The organism is Arenimonas sp., assembly GCF_035312645.1.
In the GTDB taxonomy this organism is placed as follows: Bacteria; Pseudomonadota; Gammaproteobacteria; order Xanthomonadales; family Xanthomonadaceae; genus Arenimonas.
This window is the reverse complement of record NZ_DATGBO010000129.1, coordinates 1-21,980: the sequence shown is the minus strand read 5'-3', so window position 1 is coordinate 21,980 and position 21,980 is coordinate 1. Positions and strand designations below refer to the sequence as shown.

The following is a 21,980-nucleotide window of genomic DNA, read 5'->3' as shown; positions in this document are numbered from 1 at the left end:
CACTTCAAGGGGCAGGCCAGATTCGATCACCGACCGCAGACTCGAGTGCGATCTCGCCTTCGGACTGCGCCTGCTCCAATGCCGACAGACCGAGTTTCTTGTCGAGCAAGGCGGCACGAACCGTCTCATAGGTCACCAGCGAGACATCGCCCGCGCGTGCGGCCTTGTCGAGCACGTCGGCGGCCCGCGTCAATTCGGGAATCTCGGCGGCGAGGGCCGCGCGCTGGGCGTCGATGGCAGTGAGATCGGCACGCAATGCGGCGATGTCGGCCTGGGTCTGAATGATACGCGCGGCGTACTCGTCGGCGAGTTGCGCACGCGTTGCTTCGGAAATGCGAATGTCGCCGCGACCGCGATTCCACAGCGGAATTCCGATGCCGAGACTCGGGCCACGCGACCAGACGGCACTCGTGTCGCGGGCGCGGTTGATGCCCAACTGCGGAAGCGGGATGCTGGCACGCACTGCCTTGCGCACACTGGCTTCCTGCGTGGCATAGCCTTCCCGCAATGCGACGAGATCGAAACGCTGGTGCAGCGCCGTCGCTGTCAATTGCGTGGCAGTGAATTCGCCGACGGGCTTCAACGCGGGCATGTCGGCAAGTGTCAGCGTAGCCTCGGGCGCGAGGCCGACCGACGCGTTGAGCTGCATCTTCGCTGCGGTCAGGCTGCGGCGCAGGCCGAGCATCCGGTCCTGGGCATCGAGAAAACCGATCTGGTACAGCGTCGTCTCGTCGAGCTTGGCATCGCCGCGGCGTTTGTTTTTCGCGCTCAGATCGTAAATCTGTTTGGCCACGCCGGCGGCTTCTTCGGCGATGGTGGTTTGTTGTTCGAGAAAGCGGATCCGTCGACACAGCGTGCGGACCTGATTGATGAGCAGCCATTCCGACCAGGCGACATCGCTGCGCACACGCTCAAGATTGTGTCGCCCGCCGGCGACGTCCGCGCTGCGCGTCAACAGACTGGTCAGGTCGAGACTGAGGCCGCCGGCGAAGCCGTTGACGAGGCCTGATTCATAAGGACGATCCAGCGACAGACTCAACTGCGGATCGGGCAGCAGGCCGGCGGCGAACAACTGTGCTTCGGCGACGCCGGCCTGGCGGCGTTGCGCGATCAGGTCCGGGTTCGCCACCAGGGCCAGCCTTGCGACGTCGAGCTCCGCCAGGGGCCGATCGAGAAGCACCGGCGATGGCGGCAGCCGGGGATGATCGACAGGCGCCTGTCGCGCGATGACCTCGATGGCCGGGCGCACCAAGGCCTTGTCGTCCGCCAGCGGCAGCGGACGATAGGTCGCGCATCCGGACACGGCAGCGATGATCGACATCGCGAGCAGCAGCATCCGGATTCGCGGTCGATGGAGAGAAAGAGCCATGGTCATCCGCGATTAAAGCGTTGTCGTTCTCAGCCAAACGTTAAGCGCACGCTACCTGATGAGAACGCGCAGCCCAAGCCCCGGCCTGCCGAATGCTGCCTTGTGACCGGCTTAGCGACGGGCGATTAACGCGCAACACAGATTTGCCTGAGGAAGTGTTACGGCCCCGCGTCGCAAAATTGCCAGCGCATCCGAACTCATGCGCTGCCACAACCGCCGGGATCATCGATGGAACCAGCTCCGCCATTTCATCGCCTGTGCGGGCTGGTCCACGCATGCTGATCGTCGAAGACATCGAACGGCAGGGGCGCTGGCTGTTCCGTTGGCGAGGATACCTGCCCGTGCTGATCCTGGCGGTATCAGCGCTTGCCATCGCCACCAGCGCCGCACAGCGACAGGACTCGCTGCGCTGGGACGTAGCCTGCCTGCTGGTCAGCAGCATCGGCCTGCTGATTCGTGCGATCACCATCGGCCACACACCCGCCGGAACTTCCGGGCGCACCGCAAAAAGACAGATCGCACAAGCGCTGAACACCACCGGCATGTACTCGCTGGTCCGGCATCCGCTGTATCTGGGCAACTTTTTCCTGATGCTCGGCGTCGTGCTTTTTGCCGGCTCGCTGTGGCTGACCCTGCTGTATGTTCCGTCCTTCTGGCTCTACTACGAGCGGATCATGGCGGCGGAAGAAGCATTCCTCGAAGCTTCTTTCGGGGCGGCGCTCGCGGCCTGGTCGGTCGCCACGCCAGCCTTCATTCCGCGCTTCTCCGGCTGGGTCCGACCCGCGCTCGGGTTTTCCCTGAAAAACGTCCTGCGCCGCGAATACAATGGCTTTTTCGCGATATTCGCCAGCATGTTCCTGCTCGATGTGACCAGGCAGTGGGTGGCTTTCGGCCGCTTGCAGGCAGATGCGCGATGGATCGCGCTGCTCGGTGCTGCCATGCTGGTCTGGGCCACGTTGCGCTCGCTGAAAAGATATACCTCGTTGCTGCGGGTCAAGGGCCGGTAGCGGGCCAGCCCCGTCACCCGACTCACGCCATCCGCAAACATGACCAACGCCCTGAAAATCCTGATCGTCGAAGACCAAGCCGATCTGGCCGCCAACATCTGGGACTACTTCGCGCGGCGCGGCAATGTCGTCGATCACGCCGCCGACGGCGAGGTCGGGCTGCGTCTGGCGATGCGCAACGACTACGACACCATCATTCTCGACATCGGCCTGCCGCGACTCGATGGTCTGCTTCTGTGCCGACGCCTGCGTGAATCCGGACGCGGTGTTCCGGTCATCATGCTTACCGCCCGCGACACGCTGGACGACAAGCTCAAGGGATTTGCCGAAGGCGCGGACGATTATCTGGTCAAACCTTTTGCGCTCAAGGAATTGGCCGCGCGCGTCGCAGTGCTCGCCCGCCGCGGGCAGCCGCTGCCCAACCGCCCCCTTGCCGCCTACGGCCTGGAGTTCGATCCGCAGGCGCTGGTCGCGCGCAGGGACGGCCGCACGATCATCCTCACCCGCACGCAGGCGCAACTTCTCGAATGCCTGTTGCGCCATGCGCCCGGCGTGGTCGACAAGCCACGATTGCTGCGCGCTGTCTGGGGCGCGGAAGGCGGAGACTCGGCCGCCTTGCACACCCACATCTATTCCCTGCGTGCCGTGATCGACAAGCCTTTCGCGCAAGCGTTGATCCATTCGGTGCATGGCGTCGGCTATCGCATAGGAGACGCGATGTGATCGCTCGCCTTTCGTTGCGCTCCCGGGTCACGCTGGCCTTCGGCATCATGGGGCTGGTGCTCAGCATCGGATTTGCGGCGTTGACGACGTTCGTCGCCGATGATTACGAGGACATCCTGGTGGATGCCCTGATGGACGGGCAGGCCGACACCTATTTGAAAGCGGTGACGCAGAATCCCGAAATGGCCCTGCCAAGATCGCCGGAATTCAGCGTCTATCGACAGGCCGAGGCACCGTTGGTGTTCCGCGGCCTCGACCCGGGCAGCCATGAAATGGATCTTCCCGGCCATGAAGGCGTGCATGTTGGTGTCTATGCCGGACGCGGCCAGCGCTTGGTGTTCGTCATCGACGCTGGCAGGATCGAGACGCTGGAAAGTTACATCGAGCGTGTGAGTCTTATCGTCGTCTTTCTCGGTGCAATTCTTTCGGCATGGTTCGGCTGGTTGCTGGCGGCAAAAACCATATCGCCGGTCATTCGTCTGGCCAAGGCCGTCGAGTCGCTTCCGCTAACACCGGTGGCGACAAATCTCGCGGCCGGCCACGGCCGGGACGAGATCGGCAGACTCGCAGGCGCGGTCGACGCATATCAGCAGCGACTGGTCGACGCCGATGCCAATGAACGCCGGTTCTTCGCCGATGCCAGCCATGAGTTGCGCACGCCCATCGCGGTGATCCAAGGCGCGGTGGAAGTTCTCAAAGACGATCCCGAAACGTCGGCCGGCCAGAAAAGCAAGCTGAGCCGGATCGATCGCAGCATTCTCGAACTCGCCACGCTGCTGGAAGCATTGCTGCTCTCGGCGCGCGGGCTACCCGACGATGTCGAGACGATCGATCTGCACGAGATCTGCCAGCGTTCGCTCGAACGCATCACTGCAGCCGATCCGGAACGGCTGCGAACCGTCGAACTCCGCGGCACGGGACCAGAAAATCTGCGCGGGCATCGCCGCTGGATCTCCGCGATCTTCGACGTGTTGTTTCAGAGAATGTTGACTGCCTCACCGGGCGCAACGTGGCGCGTGGATTTCTCCGGGTCGGGCGTGACGATCTCGCAACCGGTCTCGACGCAGACGGACGCCGAATCGATCCGTCGCAGCGATCTCGGCATCGGGATTGTCTTCGTCGAACGATTGTCGCGGCGATTGGGCTGGGTCCTGACGCAGCGCATATCGCCAAATGATGGATTGAGGATCTGTATCGAAATCCCATGAACAAGCCAGCGACATCGCCGCGCAGGACTCGCCGTTTCATCCACTCCACCGGAGGTGCACCGTGAATATGTTGCCGCGTGCTTTCCTGTCTCTCGTGCTATTGGCGCCCGCTTCCGCATTTGCCAACGACGGTCCGTTGCTGATCGATCATCTTGTGAAATATGACGACTCGGGAATCTGGAAACGAAGCAACCAGACCGGCTTGGCCGCAGGCGCCGCCGTTGCGGTGATCGGTGGCGCGATGTTCGTCGACAGCGACTCCCGGCTTGGCCGCACGTTCGACCAAGCGCTGGATTCGATGGCATTTACGGCAGGCACGACTACCCTGATGAAATATGGGTTCTCGCGCGAGCGACCCAGCGAAAACCCCGACCCGAACAGTTTTTTCTCTGGCAAGGGTCATCAAAGCTTTCCAAGTGGCGAGGTTGCCGAAATCACCGCGGTGGTGACCCCGTTCATTGCGGAATACGGCGGCGATCATCCCTGGGTGTATGGACTGGCACTTCTGCCGGCCTACGACGCCGTCGCACGCGTGAAGGTGCATGGCCATTGGCAAAGCGATGTTCTGGTTGGCGCCGGCATCGGCGCCGCTTTCGGGGTGTATGCCCATCATCGGAAAACCCCTTTCATCGCCGGTGTATTGCCGGGCGGCGGGTTCATTTTCGGCTACAGGAAATCCTTCTAGCGTTGGTATTCGAAAATACAGAGGCACCATGGCCTGCCGATCAGTCGAACCCAGTGGATTCTCCGTACTACCCGCCCACTTCATCAAAATAAAAAAGCCACCCGAGGGTGGCCTTTTTATTTTGGCGGAGAGGGTGGGATTCGAACCCACGGTTGGCTTACACCAACGCCTGATTTCGAGTCAGGTACATTCGACCACTCTGCCACCTCTCCAGAAGTCGAGGGCGGATTATAGACGCTCCGGGGTGGCGAGGGCTAGCCAGGCCTTGCGGGAATTGTCGACGGCGGCCGTCGCTGCGCCTTTGGGAATGAAGAAGAATTCCCCGCTTTCGTGGCCGGCGAAGCGGATCGGCGCGTATTGCGGCTGCTGCGGCAAGGCCGATTTGGCGGCGTTGAGGGCGAGCGAGGTCTGTACCTCCTGGAACACGCGCTGCGCCTCGACCAGACGGTTGTTGTCCTGCAAGGCGTTGAGGAATGCCTTCGCGAAGTAGCTGTGGCCACCCGAACCCGCGTCCGGCACCGGCTGCACGCCGCCGGAAGTGAGCGCGGTGCGCGAGCGGCCATTGGCCATCGTCCGGACCCAGGTGCCCCACTTGTCGGCGGGCATCGAGCCGGCATCGAAGCTGGGCGCGGAGGCGCGGGTCATCGCACCGGAGTAGCAGGAATCGGCGACCACCAGCACGTGCCGGGCCGGCATCGCATTGAGGATGTCGCTGATCGCGGCGTTCGATATCCAGGTCTTGCTGTTGCCCGCCACAGCATCGGCCGGGACCCAATAGCCCTGGCGGCCGCCATCGATCTCGCCGTGGCCGGCGTAGTAGATCAGCAGGTTGTCCTGCGGGCCGAGTTTCTCGCGCATCTCGTTGAGCGCGGTGAGGGTTTCCAGACGGCTGGAATTGAGCAGCAAGGTGGTCTGGTAACCGTAGCGGTCACGCAATACGTTCGACACTGCCGTGGCATCGCTGGCGGCGGTTTTCAGCGCCGGGAAGCCGGCATCGCGATACGTGTTGTTGCCGATCACCACCGCATAGAAACGACCCAGCTTCACGTCCTTGGGCAGAATGCCCGACGTGGTACCGGAAGCCATCGAGGCCGAAGCCGCACCGCCGACGCTGGGAATGATGGTGAAATCGAGCTGCGCCTTGCCACCGTGGGTATCGAGCGCGGCAACCTGCACCGGCGTACCGCCGGCGGCGACGTCGATATCGGCGCTGAAGCTGCCGTTCTCCGCCACCGGCGTCGCGACACCGTTGACGGTGATCTTGGCGATCGCTTTCGCCGAACTCACGCGGCCGACCAGTTTGCGTTTGCCGACACCGCGAACGACGGCGGTGTTGCGACCGCGCGTAGCGACGAAAGTCGGATCGAGAATTTCCATCGTCACCGGTGCGCCCGCCAACATCGTGTTGCCGGCGCCAGTACCACTCTGCTCCATCGAAGCGATTTGCGAGCGCTGCGAATTGATCTGCTGTTCCTGCGTCAGCAACTGGTTTTCCAGGAAGCGCGTCAATTCGCTGTTCTTCGATTGCTTGGCCTGCGCAAGTTTGTCCTGCGTCTGCTGCAATTGCTGCTGCGATGCCTGCAGGGCGCGGCGGCGCTCGGCGAGTTCCTGCTGCAATTGCTTGACCTGCTGACGCAACTGCTCGGAGTTGGCCTGTTCGCTTTGCACCTGGCCTTGCAGGTTGCCGATCTTCTCGTCCTTGGCCTTGAGCTGCACCTCGACGACGGAGGCGTACAGCAACTCATCCTTGAGTCCGGAGGCTTCGCGATAGAGATTCAACGCAGCGGCGGTGTCTTGCGGAACGCCGAGCCCGGATTCGTAGAGATAACCGAGATTGATCTTGGCGCGTCCGTAACCTTGATCGGCGGCTTTCTTGAACCACTGGAAAGCCATGCCGTAGTCGGGCTCGGTGCCCAGGCCCTTGGAATAGATTTCGCCGACGTTGTTCTGCGCCTCGGCGCTGCCGGCCATCGCCTGATCCATCCAGACCTTCAAGGCTGTCTGATAATTGGCGCGATCGTAGGAGACGTATTCGCCACCGCGGATCTGGCAATCGGCCTGGGTCGTGCGGATCGGCCGGCGTGCGCTGAGGAAGTGCGCCTGCGATCCGAGGGAGCGGATCTGCCCTGGCAAAAGGCAATCGACGATGAGCAGGTCTTCGGCGTTCTTGACGGCAGCGCGTGGCGCTTCGGTCGGCAGGGCCGAGCCGATCACTATCAAGCTCGTCGCGCAAAGAACGGAAAGGCGGGAGAGTATCGGACAGCGGTTGCTCGCATTCATCTGGCGTGGCTCCTGGAAAGCTACGCGGCGCGCGCCAAACCCTTTGCAGCGGCGCGTCTGCCGCTATACTCGGTCGGGGATTTATAACGGTATTTCAGGGGAAAAGCGATGACCGACAACACCGTTGGTATCCGACAGACACGGCGTTCCGCAAGCGCACAGGTCACCCGCTTCCTGATCCTGACGCTGTTGCTGCTGGGCAGTTTCTGCGGTCAGGCGTTCGCGCAGTCCTGCGACATCAACGCCGTCAGCGCGACGACGCAGGATGGCCCCGCCGGCGGAACAGTGACATTCACCTTCACCACGGCGACCGCGTGCGCGCCGACCGTCAACGGCAACATCAACATCACGAGCAACACCACAGGCCCAACTGCGTCGCTGTCCACGGGAGTCTGGAGCGCGCCATTCGCGACCAACACCTCGTTCACCGTGAACCTCGGCGCCGTGCCCGGCGGCACCGGCACCGTCGATGTCACCTGCTCCACTGCTGGCTGCGGCCCCGGCTCGCTGTTGACGTTCACGTTCGGGACCTTGAACAACCACGTCTTCGTACAGACCTCGCCAGCAGCAGCGACGACCAACGTGCAGACGGCGACAACGCTCACCGCAAATCTCCAGACGAATGGCGCCCCCGGCACCTATTCCGTAAATTTCTCGGGCATCGGCACCGTCGCACCGGTCGGCGGCAACGTCAGCGCGGTCTACAGCAATGCCATCGCGGGCACTTACGTGGTCACCGCGACCGTCGTCTGTCCAGTTCTTGCCGTCGATCCTGCCTGCCCCTCGATCCCGGCATTGACCTATACGATCACGGTCGAAGCCAGCGGCATGTCGACCGTTTCGCCAGCAGCTGTTTCAACGCCTGCCGGCACGCCGGTCACGATGACTGCACGACTAGGTGGCGCGACGGTTCCCGCGCCGAACGGCAGCACGATCCTTTGGAACATCACGCAACCCGCAGGCGGCGACGGTGTCCTGAGCGGCATCACCACCACGGTCGGCGGCAACAGCAACGCCACGATCACCGCCACGGTGCCGGGCGCGTATACGGTGACAGCGCTGACCACCTGCACTTTCTGTTTCCCCAGCAGCACCACGTTCACCATCACCGTGACCGCGATCGTGCGTACGCTTACGCTGGTCAGCGGCAACAACCAGACCGGTGCGCCGGGTGCCACGCTGCCGTTGCCGTTGACGGTGCAGGCGCAGAACAACGGCGTGCCGACCGCAGGCATCACCATCAACTACCTGATCACCAGCGGCACCGGCACGCTGTCGGCGGCCGCGCCCACCAACGCCGCGGGAAACACCGGCGCCTCACTCACGCTGCCTGCCACGACCGGCACCATCACCGTCCGCGCTGCGCGCACGGATAATCTCGCTGCTTTCGTCGACTTCACCGTCAATGCCGGAAGCCTGCGCCTGTTGCCCAACCTCACGCCTGCTGGCCGCGCCGTCGCCACGGCCATCGATCAATTCTGTCCGCAACTCGCCAACATCCCCAGCACCGATCCGAATTTCCTCGACCTGCGCCAGCGCTGCAACGACCTGATCGCGGGACTGGGCAGCGATCCGAATGGCGTCACCGCCGCGCTTGAAGAGTTGTATGCCGACGTCGCGCTGGTGCAATCGATGTCGGGCCGTCTTGCCTCGCAGGCGCAGTTCGACAACATCAAGGTGCGTATTGCCGCGCTGCGCAGCGGCACACACGGCGTCAGCTTCGGCGGCCTCGCGCTCAACAATGGCCACGGCTCGGTGCCGTTGGGCAGTTTCTTCGACACCCTGCTCGCCGATGACGCGGACAAGGACAGCAGCAAGGAAGTCGGCGCCGATTTCTCGCGTTGGGGTTTCTTCGCCGCCGGCTCGATCGGTCGCGGCGACAGTGACCGTGGCATCGACGACCCCGCCTACAAGTTCGACATCAAGGGCCTGACCGCCGGCGTCGACTACCGCTATTCCGACAAGCTCATCTTCGGCGCAACGCTCGGCTACACGAAGCAGGACAACAAACTCACCAGCGCCGAGGGCGATCTCAACACGTCCGGCTGGAGCGTTTCCGGCTACGGCACCTACTACCACGCCGACAGCTGGTACTCGGATGCCGTACTCACCTACGGCCATAACAGTTACGACATGGATCGCTGGCTGCACTACGCCTTCATCCTGCCCGGCGGCACCACGACCGTGGTCAACCAGTTCTCGAATGCGAATTCCGGCGGCACCAGCCTGAGCCTGGCGGCGAGCTTCGGACGCGACTTCAACAAGGGCGCCTGGGGTTTCGGGCCGTATGCGCGCGGCATGTACACGCGCCAGACCTTCGACTCGATGACCGAGCAATTGCTGCCCGGCCTGCCCGGCAGCGGCCTGGCGCTGGTGGTCGACACCCGCAACGTCACTTCGCTCAGCAGCGTGGTCGGCGGCAAGCTCACCTTCGCGCACAGCGCCAGCTGGGGCGTGCTGATCCCGCACCTGCAGCTTGAGTGGCAGCACGAATTCAAGAGCGACCCGGCCGCCGTCGAAGCGCATTTTCTCTACGACCCGACCTCGACCCCGTTCACCATCCACGGCGACCGCACCGATACCGATTTCTATCGCATCGGCCTGGGCCTTTCGATGGTCCTGACCCATGGCCGCTCCGGCTTCTTCTACTATGAGAAGCTCGTCGGCAAGGACGGCGTCAGCCAGGACAATCTGGCGCTGGGTTTGCGGATCGAGTTCTAAAGCGGAATGATGTCGGCCATCAGCGAGAAAGGGATCATCGGATGATCGAGTTCGGGCACCTCAGCCACGTCGGCCTGCGCCGCGAGCACAACGAGGACACCTATTACGGTGATGCCCAACTTGGGCTGTGGCTGGTCGCCGACGGCATGGGCGGCCATGAGTTCGGCGAGGTCGCCAGCGCGCTGGCCCGCGATGCGGTGGTGCGCGAGGTGCGCGCCGGGCACACGCTCAAGGAAGCGATCCGCAGCGCCGACGAGGACATCATCCGGCAATCCAAACGCCGCGCCGAAAGCCTGCCGATGGGTACGACCATGGTCGCGCTGCGTCTCGACGAAAACCGCTTCGAACTCGCCTGGGTCGGCGACAGCCGCGCCTATCTTTGGAACGGCCAGCTGCGTCAGCTCTCGTCCGACCACAGCTATGTGCAGGAACTGATCGACCAGGGCGCGATCACGGCGGAGCAGGCGCGCACGCATCCGCATCGCAACGTCGTCACCCAGGCCCTGGGCGTGACCGATCCCGATGCGCTCAAGGTTGAAACCATTTCCGGCGAACTGCGCCCGGGCTTCCAGATCCTGCTGTGCTCGGACGGCCTCACCGAGGAAGTCAACGACGCGATGATCGCCTCGCTGCTGGCGCAGAACGAATTGTCCGCGCAGGAATGCGTCGACCACCTGGTCTCGGCTGCGCTCGATGGCGGCGGCTCGGACAACGTCACCGTGGTGTTGCTGCGACGGGTGTGATGTTGGGTGCAACGTCGTAGAAGCGGCATGTAGGAGCGACGCAAGTCGCGATTGATCTTCGCAACGGAGAGAAATCGCGACTTGCGTCGCTCCTACCGCGCTCCTACCCGCCGCTACTGCAAACGCACGATCACTTCGCCGGTTCTGGCGGCAGCGTCGGTTTCTCGCCGGATTCTCCCAGCGCAGCGGCGGCGTTGAGCTTGATCAGTGTTTCGTCGCCCTGGTCGATCGCCAGGCCGTTGCGCGCGGTCACGCCGCAGGGCGCCCAGAGCTCGAGCTTGCACAATTCGTAACTCTTGCTGCGGAAGAAACTCACGATCGCCGCGACGCCGGCCTTGGCACGCGCATTGTCGGGCTGTGCTGCGAGCACGCGACGGTAGAGACCGAGCGCGCTGTCGTCTTCGGGGAAAGTCAGCTGCTTGCCCGGATCTTTCACCGTGCCGATTTCCAGATAGGCATCGGCCTGCGTGAGCAGATTGTCGACTTCGGCAGGCGCCAGCGCTTCCGCAGCGGTTTGGGTCGGAAAACTCGTGCTCAGGCCGGTCGCTGCAGGAGGATCGTTGGCCGTGACCACGCCCGGATCGATCTTCGTCGTCGCGCTGTTCGGCGACACCGGCGCCTCGCGTGGATACAACTGCCACACGGTCACCGCCACCACCAATACCGCCGCACCGATTGCCGCCGGCTTGAACCAGGACGACTTCGTGCCTTCCTGCGACAGGCTCACGCGCGTGCGTTGCTGCGTCGCCGAGCTGCCGCCGATGCGAGCGCTGCCGCTGCCGACCTTGCGCGGCGTCGACTGCTGCAGGTTGATGCCTTCGGGCGCCGTCGCCATCAGCTTGTGCAGTGCTTCGACGAAGGCCGCACCGGTGTTGAAGCGCTCGCCCGGCAGTTTCGCCATCAACCCGGTGATCATCGGCTGCAGCCAGGCGTACTCACTGGGCAGCTCGGGCACGGGATGGGTGACATGCATCAGCGCGACGGTGAACGGATCGCCGGCCTGATATGGCGGCGTGCCGACCAGCATTTCGTAGAGCACGGTGCCGAGGCTGTAGAGATCGGAGCGGCCATCCACCGACTCGCCGCGCGCCTGCTCCGGGCTCATGTAATCGGGCGTGCCGATCGACGAACCCGCGACGGTGGAGCTGTTGCTGCCGTCCATCGCCTTGGCGATGCCGAAATCGGCGAGCACGACGCGGCCATCGAGACGGAACAACACGTTGCCCGGCTTCACGTCGCGATGCACGAAACCCTTCTGGTGGGCGAAATCCAGGCCTTGCGCGATGTCGGACGCGATGTCGAGGATCTCGCCGACGCTCAGCCCGCCCTCGGTGATGCGCTCCTTGAGCGTGCCGCCGGGAATGTATTCGGCGGCGAGGTAGTACACGCCGTTGTGGCTGCCGATGTCGTACACGGTCACCAGGTTCGGATGCTGCAGCTTGGCGGTGATCTTGCCTTCGACGATGAAGCGGCTGGCGAATTCGGCATTCGCCGCCAGCACCGGCGACATCACCTTCAACGCGACTTCGCGATCCAGCGACTGCTGCACGGCGAGGAATACCGAGGCCATGCCGCCCTCGCCGATCGGCCGCAGGATGCGGTAGCCGGGAATATCGATATCGACGGCAGTGAGAAGTACGGTCGCGTTCACGCTGTCCCCTGTGCGGCGTTCGTGGCCCGATTATCCACAAAGCGCGCCGTCGCCGCTCACGTCGGCACCGCGTCTGCTTCCGCCAGCGGCCAAGCCGCGCGACCGCCGGCCTTTTTGGCGATCTTTTCGATGCGGGCACGATGCGCGGCTTCTTCCTCTGCATTCGCACGCTGCACGAGACGTTCGCCGGTCGGCAGCACGACCACGCTTTCCTGGTTGGGGGTTGGCGTCGCGGCCGCAGCGAGACTCAGGCCGAGGTCGCCCTGACCCGCGGTCATCGACAGATAGACCTCGGCCAGCAACTCGGCATCGAGCAGCGCGCCGTGCAGTTTCCGGTGCCCGTTGTCCACGCCCAGGCGCTTGCACAACGCATCCAGCGAATTGCGCTGGCCCGGATAGCGTTCGCGCGCCAGCATCAGGGTATCGAGCACCGTCGCGTGCTCGCGCAGGCGGCCGTGCTGCGCGCCGACGCGCGCGAGTTCGGAATCGAGAAAGCCGACGTCGAAGCTCGCGTTGTGGATGATCAGTTCGGCGCCGCGGATGAAGTCGAGGAACTCCTCGACGATGTGTTCGAACAGCGGTTTGTCCGACAGGAACTCATAAGTGAGGCCGGTGACTTCCTGCGCACCCGGCTCCATCTCGCGACCAGGATTGAGATAGCGCTGAAAATGCCGGCCGGTCGGACGGCGCTCGAGCAACTCGATGCAGCCGATCTCGACCACACGATTGCCTTTTTCCCAGGACAGACCGGTGGTTTCAGTATCGAGCACTACCTGCCTCATGGCGTGACCTCACGCCCGGAGATTTTCTGTGCCGCGTTGCGCGCGAGTTGGTCTACGCGTTCGTTGTCGGGGTCGCCGGCATGGCCTTTCACCCAGCGCCATTGCATCGCATGCGGCGCGGCGGCGGCTTGCAGGCGCTGCCACAGATCCTTGTTCTTGACCGGATCGCCGCCGGCGGTTTTCCAGCCGCGACGGATCCAGTTCGGCAGCCATTCGCCGATACCTTTCTGCACATATTGCGAATCGGTGAACAGGGTGACCTCGCAAGGCGATTTCAGCGCTTCCAGCGCCATGATCGCGGCGAGCATCTCCATGCGGTTGTTGGTGGTATCGAGCTCGCCGCCGGAAAGTTCGCGTTCGGTCTTGCCGTGTCTGAGCAGCGCGCCCCAGCCACCGGGGCCAGGATTGCCGAGGCAGGCGCCATCGGTGTGGATCTGCACTTGCTTGATCGTCTCGGTCATCGCTCAACCCACGCTCATGCCGGGACGCATGCCGACTGCCGGCATCGGCTTGCGCTGCAAGGTGAGCGGCGCCTCGCGCCGACGCGCGATCACCAGCGACGCGGCGCGCAGGCCATCGAACCATTCCAGTCGCGGTGCCGCGAACGGCCCCGCGGCCGTGACCTGCGTCTTCGCCCAACGCGGCCCGACATAACGGCGACGAATCACTTCCAGGCCGGCATCCCTGACCAGGGTTTCAACGGCGTTGGCGGTGCGCGGGACGCCGGCATGCAGCGCCCAGCGCAGGCGCGTCGGACTCCAGGGATTGAGGCTGATGAACAAGGCGATTCCTTCCGGTTTGAGTACGCGGGCAACTTCCCGCATCAGGGCGGGTGCATTCGCCGAGGTTTCCAGCACGAACAAGCTGCAGAGCAGCGACAGGCTGTCCGCGGCCAGCGGCAGCTGCCCGTCCTCGCAGCGAAACACGCCGTCGAAACCGCCGGCCACACGATGCAGGCTCAGCACCCGCGCCAGCATGTTGCCCGACAGCTCCGGCGAGGACTCCGCCGAGGGCCGCAGATAGAGGCCGGTGTGACCAAACACCCGGGTCAGTTCCGGGATGGTCTGGCGCTGGGCCTCGCCGACCAGCGTCCTGCCCGGGCCCCATCCGAACCAGTCTGCCGGTCGGTTTTCGGGTTGACGCCGGGCGCGGGCGGAGGGCATGGTCGGGATTCTGCGGGAATCCGCCAGCCAGGTCACCCACTGCGCGTGCTTGCTTTACGCCCTCTGCCTGCCCTCGAAGACAACTACATATGGACCCTCGCCAACGACCACGGCGAGGCGCTGATCGTCGATCCCGGCGACGCAGCACCGGTGTTCGAAGCGATCGCCGCCGGACTTCGGCCCGTGGCGATCCTGCTTACCCACCACCACCCGGACCATGTCGCGGGCGCGGCGGCGCTGCTGGAAAAATTCGCAATCCCCTGTTTCGCCCCGCACGATGACCGCATTCTCGCGGCCAGCCATCGCGTCGGCGAAGGCGATCGCGTGCACATCGAGGCACTGGACCTGAGCTTCGATGTCCTGGCGATTCCCGGCCACACGCTTAGCCACATCGCCTACCACGGCGGCGGCCTCCTCTTCTGCGGCGACACCTTGTTCAGTCTCGGCTGTGGCCGTTTGTTCGAAGGCAGCCCCGCGCAAATGCTGGCCTCGTTGGACCGCCTGGCGGCACTGCCGCCGGAAACCACGGTCTGCTGCGGCCACGAGTACACCGAAAGCAACGGCCGCTTCGCCCGCGTCGTCGAGCCCGACAACCGCGATCGCGATGCGCGCCTGGAGGAAGTCCGCGAGCTGCGTGCGCGCGGCGAGCCCAGCCTGCCCAGTTCGATCGCAAGCGAACGCGCCTGCAATCCTTTCTTGCGTGCAGATCTCGCCGCTGTGCGTGCCAGCCTGGAACAACACGCGGGCGCGATGATCGCCGATCGCCTGCAGGCATTCACGCTAATGCGCGAATGGAAGAATGGATTCCGCGCATGAATTTCCGCTACCGCTATCCCCTGCTGCTATGCATGAGTCTGCTGCTCTCGGCCTGCCAGACCGGAACCATCAGACCCGATCATGCAGCACCGCCGGCGACTCCGGCGCCGACGACTGAAGCACCGGCGTCGCCAACCATGCCCTCGCCCGCAGTCACGGAAACACCGGCCGACACGAACGCCGGCACTGCCCCCGCCGAAGTTCCGACGACAACTGCGAACGGCACCTTGCGCGGCGAAACCGTGTTTGCACGCCTGCGTCAGGATCTGTCGCCCGACGCCTGCGCCGCCGGCGACAGCGCGCGGCAATGGCGGCAACGTTATGCCGGCAATCCGCGCGCGTTCGCGCAACATCTCGAACAGATCCTGCCGCTGCTCGATTTCGTCAGCCGCGAAACCGAACGCGATCAGCTGCCGGCGGAATTCGCGCTGATCCCGATCATCGAAAGCTGGTATCAACCCGATGCGATGGGCCGCGGCGGCCCGGCCGGCATGTGGCAGATGATCGGCAGCACGGCACGCAATCACGGCATCCATATCCAGTCCGGTTACGACGGGCGACTGTCGCCGGTGGAGTCGACGCGCGCGGCGCTGTCCTACCTCAAGACCTTGCAGGGCATGTTCGACGGCTGGCAGGCGACGATCATGGCTTACAACGCCGGCGAAGGCCGCGTGCTCAAAGCCTACAAGCGCAATGGCAGCCGCGAAACCTCCGGCGCGCGCCGCCTGCCCAAAGGCCTTTCCAACATCACGTACGACTACATCGCGAAAGTACAGGCACTGTCCTGCCTGATCAGCGAACCGCAGCAGCAGAATCTGCAGTTGCCGCTGGCGAAGGAGTTCCTGCCCTTGTCGGCGGTGCTGATCGCCGAAGACGTGCACAGCCTCGACCAGGTCGCGCACAGCCGCGGCATCAACGCGGCGGATCTGCAGCGGCTCAATCCGGGCTTTCGTTCCGGACACATCGTCGCCGGCGTGCCACGCCTGGTGCTGATGCCGGCCGGCGAATTGATCACGGCCGTTCCCGACAATGCCTCCGCGCAATTCGCCGACACAGAAGGCGATGCTGGCGGTCCGCAGACGCATCGCGTACGCAAAGGCGATACCGTCTGGACGATCGCCAAGCATTACGGCCTGTCGATCCAGCAACTGTTGCAACTCAACAATCTTGGCCGGAAAGCGAAACTGCGCCCGGGCCAGACCCTGAAAATACTGCCCTGACCAGGCTCCATGCTTGGCGGTATGGCGTCGCCGCGTTCACACTAGCGCCCTGAAACTACGCAACCTGGAGAGACACCATGGGATTTCTTAGCGGCAAACGCGCGCTGATCGTCGGCATCGCCAGCCAGCGCTCGATCGCCACAGGCATCGCCGAGGCCATGCATCGTGAAGGCGCCGAACTCGCTTTCACCTATCAGAACGAGAAATTGAAATCCCGCGTCGAGGAAGCCGCCAAGGATTGCAATTCCAGCATCGTGTTGCCGCTCGATGTCGCCGACGACGCGCAGATCGACTCGGTCTTCGTCGAACTCGGCAAGCACTGGACCGATGGTTTCGACATCCTGGTGCACTCGGTCGGCTTCGCGCCGCGCGAATCGATCGATGGCGAATTCCTGCAGGGCTTGACCCGCGAGAATTTCCGCATCGCCCACGACATTTCCAGCTACAGCCTGGCCGCGCTGGCCAAGGCCGGCCGGCCGATGATGAAAGGCCGCAACGGCAGCATCCTCACACTCAGCTACCTCGGCGCCGAACGTGCGCTGGCCAACTACAACGTGATGGGTCTGGCCAAGGCCAGCCTGGAAGCGAACGTACGCTACCTCGCGCTCAACCTCGGCCCGGAAGGCACTCGCGTCAACGCGATTTCCGCCGGACCGATCAAGACGCTCGCGGCGGCCGGCATCGCCAACTTCCGCAAAATGCTGCACCACGTCGAGGAATACGCGCCGCTGCGGCGCACGGTCACGATCGAGGATGTAGGCAACGTCGCTGCCTTCCTGTGCTCGGATCTGGCGGCCGGCGTCACCGGCGAGATCACCTACGTCGACGCCGGCTACAACGTGCTCGGCATGACCGGCATCGAAGGCGTCTGAGTTTTCGCCACCACTTCGCGAAGAAACACGCGCAATGAAAAGGCCCGGAGCGATCCGGGCCTTTTTGCTTTCCTGACGTCTGCGTTGCCGGCAGAACCTACAGACGATCTTCCGCAACCTCGATCTTGAAGCCCTTGCGCAGCGCTTCGGCGTACGCACGCGCCTCGACTTCACCGTGCAACTTGGCAATCTGCTCGAGCATGGTCTTGCGCGTGGCGGCATCGACCTTCGCCGGGTCGCCATCGGTGACGGCAGTGACCGCGACCAACGCATAGTGATCGGGTGCGAGCTTGGCGATACCGACATCGTTCTTGCCACCGGCAGGTGCAGCCAGGCGGAAGGCGGCATTCACCAACGGCGCGAGCTGCGGATTCTGTGCCTGCCGGGTGATGCCCGGGACATTGGCGACGGTGCGCGAGACGCCCGTCGCGAGCGTCTCCAGGCTCTCGCCTTTCTTCGCGCGCGCCAGCATGGCATCAGCCTGCGCCTTGGCCGCCTTGGTCAGGCGATCGTTGTTGAAATCGGCGAGCACACGGTCATGCGCCTGTGCCATCGGAATAGCCGCCACCGGCTGCACATCGATGACGTGCAGGACCACGACATGGTTCGGGCCGATTTCCACGGGATCGCTGACCATGCGCTCGGTTTTCTGCGGGCCACTGAAAGCGGCCTTGCGCACCGGCTCCAGCGCAGCGATGCCCTCGCCCGAGGCGATCGTGAACGGCGCGGTGCGATTGACGGTGAGCCCGAGCTTCTTGGCGCTGCTCAGCAGTTGCTGCGGATCGGCGTAGACGGCATCGACGAGCTTGCTCTGGATGTCGTTGAAGGCTTTTTCGCGCTCGGATTCCAATGCTTCGGATTCGAGCTGCGCGCGCACATCGTCAAAAGTCTTGAGCGAGCCCGGCGTGCTGTCACGGAACAGGATGATGTGCCAGCCATCGGGCAGACGCACCGGCGCGCTCACCTGACCCTTGGTCAATGCGAAGAAAGCCTTGTCGAAAGCGTCGCCGAACACGCCCTTGCTGACCGGGCCGAGATCGCCACCAGCATCCTTGGATCCGGCGTCATCGCTGTACTGGCGCGCCAGCGCCGCAAAATCGGCGCCCGGCAATGCCGCTTTGGTGGCGATGTCGCGGGCTTTGGCCAACGCCGCATCGGCAACCGCCGCCGGCGCCTTGTCGGGGACCTGCACCAAAATATGCGAGGCGACGCGCTGTTCTTCCGTACCGAAGCGCGATTTTTCCTGCTCGTACTTCACCCGCAGTGATTGCTCGTCGACGCCGATGTTCATCGGCAGCGTGGTGGCATCGAGCTCGACGTATTCCACCGCGACTTTTTCCTCGCTGCGGTACTGCACCGCGTGGCTGTCATACCAAGCCTTGAGCTGGGCTTCGGTCGGCGGCGCATCGGCCATCGATGGCGGCGGCAGATCGAGGAACTGCACGTCGCGGGTCTGCTGCGCCAGACGCAGGTAGCTGTCGAGTTCCGCGCCGCTGGAATAGGCGGAGGCCGCCAGCTGCGACGGCAGCAGGCGCTGGGCGATGTCGGATTCGACCATGTCCTGGAATTGCTGCGGCGTGTAGCCCTGCATCTGCAGTGCCAGCTGGTATTGATTGGCGTCGAACTTGCCGTTGGCCTGGAAAGCCTCCACACCCATGATGGATTTCTGCACCGCAGAGCGCGGCACCACCAAGCCATCACGCTTGGCGACCATCTTGAGCAGGGCCTCGTCGATCAACTCGTCGAGCACCAGACGCTTGTTTTCGACCTTCTCGAATTCGCCGGCGTTGAAGGCCTCGCCCTGCGCCTGACGCTGCTGCTGGCGGACCTGCTCGAAACGCTTGCGGAATTCTTCGCTGGTGACATCGACCGTCGGTTTGAACAGCCCCAGGAATTTCGCCGGACCTTCGATCCTTGCGGCGTAGGTTTCGACTTTCGGCGTCAGGTAGGACTCGATGCCGAAAAACGCCATCGTCAGGATGATCAACCCGAGGATGATGGTAGCGATCCAGCCGGAAGTCTTTTCGCGAATGCTCTGAAGCATGATGTTTGGCCGTTTGGGCGGGGCCGCTTGCAACGGCGCCGCAAAAAACGAGGGCGCCTGTTAGGCGCCCTCGGGGGTATGGCGGAGTGGACGGGACTCGAACCCGCGACCTCCGGCGTGACAGGCCAGCATTCTAACCGACTGAACTACCACTCCGCGTTTCATTGCCAAGGTGTAAAGCTGGTGGGTGCTGAGGGTTTCGAACCCCCGACCCTCTCCGTGTAAGGGAGACGCTCTACCGCTGAGCTAAGCACCCTGGCGAGACGATCAGTTTACTGCATCCTTCAGCGCTTTGCCAGCCTTGAAGGCCGGATTTTTCGAGGCCTTGATCTTGATGGTCTCGCCGGTCTGGGGATTGCGACCTTGACGCGCGGCGCGCTTGCGAACCGAGAAGGTGCCGAAGCCGACGAGAGTCACGTCTTCGCCCTTCTTGAGTGCCTTCTTGATAACTTCGATCATTGCATCGATAGCGCGACCAGCATCGGCCTTGGTCTGTTCCGCTTCATCAGCAACGGCCGCAACGAAATCTGCTTTGTTCATTATTGACTCCCTGGGCGGGATGTTCCCGCGATTTGTGTTACCGGATCCTGTATTGCCGCGCGCTGCACCGATCCGATCCTCTTTGTGCCGCATCTGGAAATTCTTCCGTGCAGCGGTTGCAGGGATTTATACCAGTGCAAATTTCTGCGTGCAATACGCGAGAGCCATATTTTTCGCGGGTTTGCGGGCCCCACGCAGTTTCTCGATCAATGCGGACGAACACTCTCCGTTGCGTGTTCGCCGCTGTCCTCCACCGCTTCGGCAACAGGTGGGGCGTCACTCGATTGCGGCGTCAGCGGCTGCACCAGGGCCAGATCGAGCACCTGATCGATCCACTTCACCGGAACGATCTCAAGGCCTTGCGTGACGTTCTTCGGAATATCGGCAAGATCCTTGCGATTCTCTTCCGGGATGATCACCAGCTTGATGCCGCCGCGCAGCGCCGCCAGCAACTTCTCCTTCAGACCACCGATCGGCAGCACTCGACCGCGCAGGGTGATCTCGCCGGTCATCGCCACATCCGAGCGCACTGGCACACCGGACAGCACCGACACCAGCGCTGTCACCATCGCCACGCCGGCGCTGGGGCCGTCCTTGGGCGTGGCGCCTTCTGGCACGTGCACATGCGTGTCGAATTTCTGGTGGAACTCCGAGTCCAGGCCCAGGCGCTCGCTGCGCGCACGCACGACGCTGTAGGCGGCTTTCACCGATTCCTGCATCACGTCGCCCAGCTGTCCGGTGAGGATCAACTGACCCTTGCCCGGCAACAGCGATGCCTCGATCTGCAGCAGGTCGCCGCCGACTTCCGTCCAGGCCAGCCCGGTGACCAGACCCACTTCGTGCTCGGCTTCCGCGCGACCGAAATCGAAACGTTGCACACCGAGATACTTGTCGAGATTCTTCGCCGTGACCTGCATCGCCTTACCGGCGCCCTTGCCGGTTTTCTTGACCGGCAGCGGACCGGCGAGCGCGATTTCCTTCACCACCTTGCGCGCGATCTTGGCGATTTCGCGCTCAAGATTGCGCACGCCCGACTCACGCGTGTAGTAGCGCACGATGTCGCGCAGCGCCGATTTGTCGATCGCCAGTTCGTTTTCCTTGAGACCGTTCGCCTTCATCTGTTTGGGCAGCAGATAGCGCTCGGCGATGCCGAGTTTTTCTTCCTCGGTATAGCCGGGGATACGGATCACTTCCATACGATCGAGCAAGGGGCCCGGAATGTTCATCGAATTGGAAGTGGCAACGAACATCACGTCCGACAGGTCCAGATCCACTTCCAGATAGTGGTCGTTGAAACTGTGGTTCTGCTCTGGATCGAGCACTTCCAGCAGCGCCGACGACGGATCGCCGCGGAAATCCATGCTCATCTTGTCGATTTCGTCGAGCAGGAACAGCGGATTCCTGCTGCCAATCTTGTTGAGGTTCTGCACGATCCGGCCCGGCATCGAGCCGATATACGTGCGGCGATGGCCGCGGATCTCGGCTTCGTCACGAACGCCACCCAGAGACATGCGCACGAACTTGCGATTGGTCGCTTTGGCGATGCTCTGCCCCAGAGAAGTCTTGCCCACGCCGGGCGGCCCGACCAGGCAGAGGATCGCGCCTTTCATCTGCTTCACGCGCGCCTGCACCGCGAGGTACTCGAGGATGCGTTCCTTCACTTTCTCCAGACCGTAATGGTCGTCATCGAGCACTTGCTGCGCCGCGCGCAGATCCTTGCGGATCTTGCTGCGCTTTTTCCACGGCACGCCCAGCAGCCAATCGAGATAGTTGCGCACGACGGTGGCTTCGGCAGACATCGGCGACATCTGCTTGAGCTTGTTGAGTTCGGCCTTGGCCTTGGTCTCGACTGGTTTCGGCATGCCCGCAGACGCGATTTTCTTGGCGAGCTCGTCGAGTTCGTTCGGCGCTTCGTCGAGATCGCCGAGCTCCTTCTGGATCGCCTTCATCTGCTCGTTGAGGTAGTACTCGCGCTGGCTGCGCTCCATCTGCGACTTGACCCGGCCGCGGATGCGTTTTTCGATCTGCTGCACGTCGATCTCGCCGTCGACCAGGCCGATCAGGATCTCCAGGCGCTGGCCGACGTCGAGCGTCTCCAGCAGGCGCTGCTTGTCGGCGAGCCGGGCACCAAGATGAGCGGCGATGGTGTCGGCGAC

Annotated in this window: 18 protein-coding genes and 3 tRNA genes; 9 read left to right on the top strand and 12 right to left on the bottom strand. The window is 63.5% G+C overall.

Features of this window, described 5'->3' with window-relative positions; genetic code table 11:
- Nucleotides 1-4: 4 nt before the first annotated feature.
- A complete protein-coding gene (locus VKM35_RS11840; protein WP_324321222.1) occupies nucleotides 5-1,336 on the bottom strand; it encodes a TolC family protein in 1,332 nt (443 codons plus the stop codon).
- Between the two features lie 125 nt (nucleotides 1,337-1,461).
- Between VKM35_RS11840 and VKM35_RS11835 the strand changes: the two genes are divergently transcribed.
- The 4 genes from VKM35_RS11835 (at nucleotide 1,462) to VKM35_RS11820 (ending at nucleotide 4,992) form a co-directional block, all read left to right on the top strand.
- Nucleotides 1,462-2,376, top strand: coding sequence for an isoprenylcysteine carboxylmethyltransferase family protein (locus tag VKM35_RS11835; protein ID WP_324321221.1), 915 nt, complete (start codon nucleotides 1,462-1,464; stop codon nucleotides 2,374-2,376).
- 39 nt (nucleotides 2,377-2,415) lie between these two features.
- The gene (locus tag VKM35_RS11830; RefSeq protein WP_324321220.1) at nucleotides 2,416-3,099 is read left to right on the top strand and encodes a response regulator transcription factor; all 684 of its coding nucleotides are present in this window, start codon (nucleotides 2,416-2,418) and stop codon (nucleotides 3,097-3,099) included.
- Nucleotides 3,100-3,338: 239 nt separating this feature from the next.
- Nucleotides 3,339-4,307, top strand: a complete 969-nt coding sequence (locus tag VKM35_RS11825; protein WP_324321219.1) for a HAMP domain-containing sensor histidine kinase — start codon at nucleotides 3,339-3,341, stop codon at nucleotides 4,305-4,307.
- A gap of 67 nt (nucleotides 4,308-4,374) precedes the next feature.
- Nucleotides 4,375-4,992, top strand: a complete 618-nt coding sequence (locus VKM35_RS11820; RefSeq protein WP_324321229.1) for a phosphatase PAP2 family protein — start codon at nucleotides 4,375-4,377, stop codon at nucleotides 4,990-4,992.
- 122 nt (nucleotides 4,993-5,114) lie between these two features.
- Here the strand turns inward: VKM35_RS11820 and VKM35_RS11815 are convergent.
- A tRNA-Ser gene (locus VKM35_RS11815) sits at nucleotides 5,115-5,204 on the bottom strand.
- Nucleotides 5,205-5,220: 16 nt separating this feature from the next.
- Nucleotides 5,221-7,206 (bottom strand): caspase family protein, encoded by a 1,986-nt coding sequence (locus VKM35_RS11810; protein WP_324321218.1) that lies wholly within the window; start codon nucleotides 7,204-7,206, stop codon nucleotides 5,221-5,223.
- A gap of 174 nt (nucleotides 7,207-7,380) precedes the next feature.
- On the opposite strand from VKM35_RS11810, the gene VKM35_RS11805 reads away from it, so the two are divergent.
- Both VKM35_RS11805 and VKM35_RS11800 read left to right on the top strand, forming a co-directional pair.
- The gene (locus VKM35_RS11805; RefSeq protein ID WP_324321217.1) at nucleotides 7,381-9,993 is read left to right on the top strand and encodes an autotransporter domain-containing protein; all 2,613 of its coding nucleotides are present in this window, start codon (nucleotides 7,381-7,383) and stop codon (nucleotides 9,991-9,993) included.
- Between the two features lie 41 nt (nucleotides 9,994-10,034).
- Nucleotides 10,035-10,736: a PP2C family serine/threonine-protein phosphatase gene (locus VKM35_RS11800; RefSeq protein ID WP_324321216.1), complete on the top strand. Its 702-nt coding sequence runs from the start codon at nucleotides 10,035-10,037 to the stop codon at nucleotides 10,734-10,736.
- 130 nt (nucleotides 10,737-10,866) lie between these two features.
- Here VKM35_RS11800 and VKM35_RS11795 read toward each other — a convergent pair whose 3' ends face one another.
- From VKM35_RS11795 to VKM35_RS11780, 4 genes are read right to left on the bottom strand one after another with little or no spacing between them, the layout of a single operon-like run.
- The gene (locus VKM35_RS11795) at nucleotides 10,867-12,387 is read right to left on the bottom strand and encodes a serine/threonine-protein kinase (RefSeq protein WP_324321215.1); all 1,521 of its coding nucleotides are present in this window, start codon (nucleotides 12,385-12,387) and stop codon (nucleotides 10,867-10,869) included.
- 56 nt (nucleotides 12,388-12,443) lie between these two features.
- Complete coding sequence (dnaQ, locus tag VKM35_RS11790) at nucleotides 12,444-13,169, bottom strand: DNA polymerase III subunit epsilon (RefSeq protein WP_324321214.1); 726 nt, start codon at nucleotides 13,167-13,169, stop codon at nucleotides 12,444-12,446.
- Complete coding sequence (gene rnhA, locus VKM35_RS11785) at nucleotides 13,166-13,618, bottom strand: ribonuclease HI (protein WP_324321228.1); 453 nt, start codon at nucleotides 13,616-13,618, stop codon at nucleotides 13,166-13,168. The genes dnaQ and rnhA overlap by 4 nt, the downstream gene beginning before the upstream one ends.
- A 15-nt stretch (nucleotides 13,619-13,633) precedes the next feature.
- Nucleotides 13,634-14,332 carry a methyltransferase domain-containing protein gene (locus tag VKM35_RS11780; protein ID WP_324321213.1) on the bottom strand — a complete coding sequence of 233 codons (699 nt, stop codon included), beginning with the start codon at nucleotides 14,330-14,332 and terminating at the stop codon, nucleotides 13,634-13,636.
- Nucleotides 14,333-14,377: 45 nt separating this feature from the next.
- On the opposite strand from VKM35_RS11780, the gene gloB reads away from it, so the two are divergent.
- The 3 genes from gloB to VKM35_RS11765 all read left to right on the top strand — a co-directional run bounded on the left by gloB (nucleotide 14,378) and on the right by VKM35_RS11765 (nucleotide 17,240).
- Nucleotides 14,378-15,148, top strand: a complete 771-nt coding sequence (gloB, locus tag VKM35_RS11775) for a hydroxyacylglutathione hydrolase (RefSeq protein WP_324321212.1) — start codon at nucleotides 14,378-14,380, stop codon at nucleotides 15,146-15,148.
- Complete coding sequence (locus VKM35_RS11770) at nucleotides 15,145-16,368, top strand: transglycosylase SLT domain-containing protein (RefSeq protein WP_324321211.1); 1,224 nt, start codon at nucleotides 15,145-15,147, stop codon at nucleotides 16,366-16,368. Before gloB ends, VKM35_RS11770 begins: the two co-directional genes overlap by 4 nt.
- Before the next feature lie 77 nt (nucleotides 16,369-16,445).
- Entirely contained in the window at nucleotides 16,446-17,240 is a 795-nt protein-coding gene (locus tag VKM35_RS11765) for an enoyl-ACP reductase (protein ID WP_324321210.1), read from the top strand.
- A 97-nt stretch (nucleotides 17,241-17,337) separates the two neighbouring features.
- On the opposite strand, the gene VKM35_RS11760 is transcribed toward VKM35_RS11765, so the two are convergent.
- From VKM35_RS11760 to lon, 5 genes are all read right to left on the bottom strand, one after another.
- Nucleotides 17,338-19,284 (bottom strand): SurA N-terminal domain-containing protein, encoded by a 1,947-nt coding sequence (locus tag VKM35_RS11760; protein ID WP_324321209.1) that lies wholly within the window; start codon nucleotides 19,282-19,284, stop codon nucleotides 17,338-17,340.
- 79 nt (nucleotides 19,285-19,363) lie between these two features.
- Nucleotides 19,364-19,440 (bottom strand) — tRNA-Asp (locus tag VKM35_RS11755).
- Between the two features lie 25 nt (nucleotides 19,441-19,465).
- A tRNA-Val gene (locus VKM35_RS11750) sits at nucleotides 19,466-19,540 on the bottom strand.
- Nucleotides 19,541-19,551: 11 nt separating this feature from the next.
- Complete coding sequence (locus tag VKM35_RS11745) at nucleotides 19,552-19,824, bottom strand: HU family DNA-binding protein (RefSeq protein ID WP_324321208.1); 273 nt, start codon at nucleotides 19,822-19,824, stop codon at nucleotides 19,552-19,554.
- A gap of 206 nt (nucleotides 19,825-20,030) precedes the next feature.
- A partial coding sequence (gene lon, locus VKM35_RS11740; RefSeq protein WP_324321207.1) for an endopeptidase La occupies nucleotides 20,031-21,980 on the bottom strand: 1,950 nt, incomplete at its 5' end.

Bases quoted from the DNA above. Each gene is read 5' to 3' on its own strand.
- VKM35_RS11840 (WP_324321222.1), bottom strand. From the start codon at position 1,336: ATGCTGCTGCTCGCGATGTCGATCATCGCTGCCGTGTCCGGATGCGCG.
- VKM35_RS11835 (WP_324321221.1), top strand. From the start codon at position 1,462: ATGCTGCCTTGTGACCGGCTTAGCGACGGGCGATTAACGCGCAACACA.
- VKM35_RS11830 (WP_324321220.1), top strand. From the start codon at position 2,416: ATGACCAACGCCCTGAAAATCCTGATCGTCGAAGACCAAGCCGATCTG.
- VKM35_RS11820 (WP_324321229.1), top strand. From the start codon at position 4,375: ATGTTGCCGCGTGCTTTCCTGTCTCTCGTGCTATTGGCGCCCGCTTCC.
- VKM35_RS11805 (WP_324321217.1), top strand. From the start codon at position 7,381: ATGACCGACAACACCGTTGGTATCCGACAGACACGGCGTTCCGCAAGC.
- VKM35_RS11800 (WP_324321216.1), top strand. From the start codon at position 10,035: ATGATCGAGTTCGGGCACCTCAGCCACGTCGGCCTGCGCCGCGAGCAC.
- dnaQ (WP_324321214.1), bottom strand. From the start codon at position 13,169: ATGAGGCAGGTAGTGCTCGATACTGAAACCACCGGTCTGTCCTGGGAA.
- VKM35_RS11780 (WP_324321213.1), bottom strand. From the start codon at position 14,332: ATGCCCTCCGCCCGCGCCCGGCGTCAACCCGAAAACCGACCGGCAGAC.
- VKM35_RS11770 (WP_324321211.1), top strand. From the start codon at position 15,145: ATGAATTTCCGCTACCGCTATCCCCTGCTGCTATGCATGAGTCTGCTG.
- VKM35_RS11765 (WP_324321210.1), top strand. From the start codon at position 16,446: ATGGGATTTCTTAGCGGCAAACGCGCGCTGATCGTCGGCATCGCCAGC.
- VKM35_RS11760 (WP_324321209.1), bottom strand. From the start codon at position 19,284: ATGCTTCAGAGCATTCGCGAAAAGACTTCCGGCTGGATCGCTACCATC.
- VKM35_RS11745 (WP_324321208.1), bottom strand. From the start codon at position 19,824: ATGAACAAAGCAGATTTCGTTGCGGCCGTTGCTGATGAAGCGGAACAG.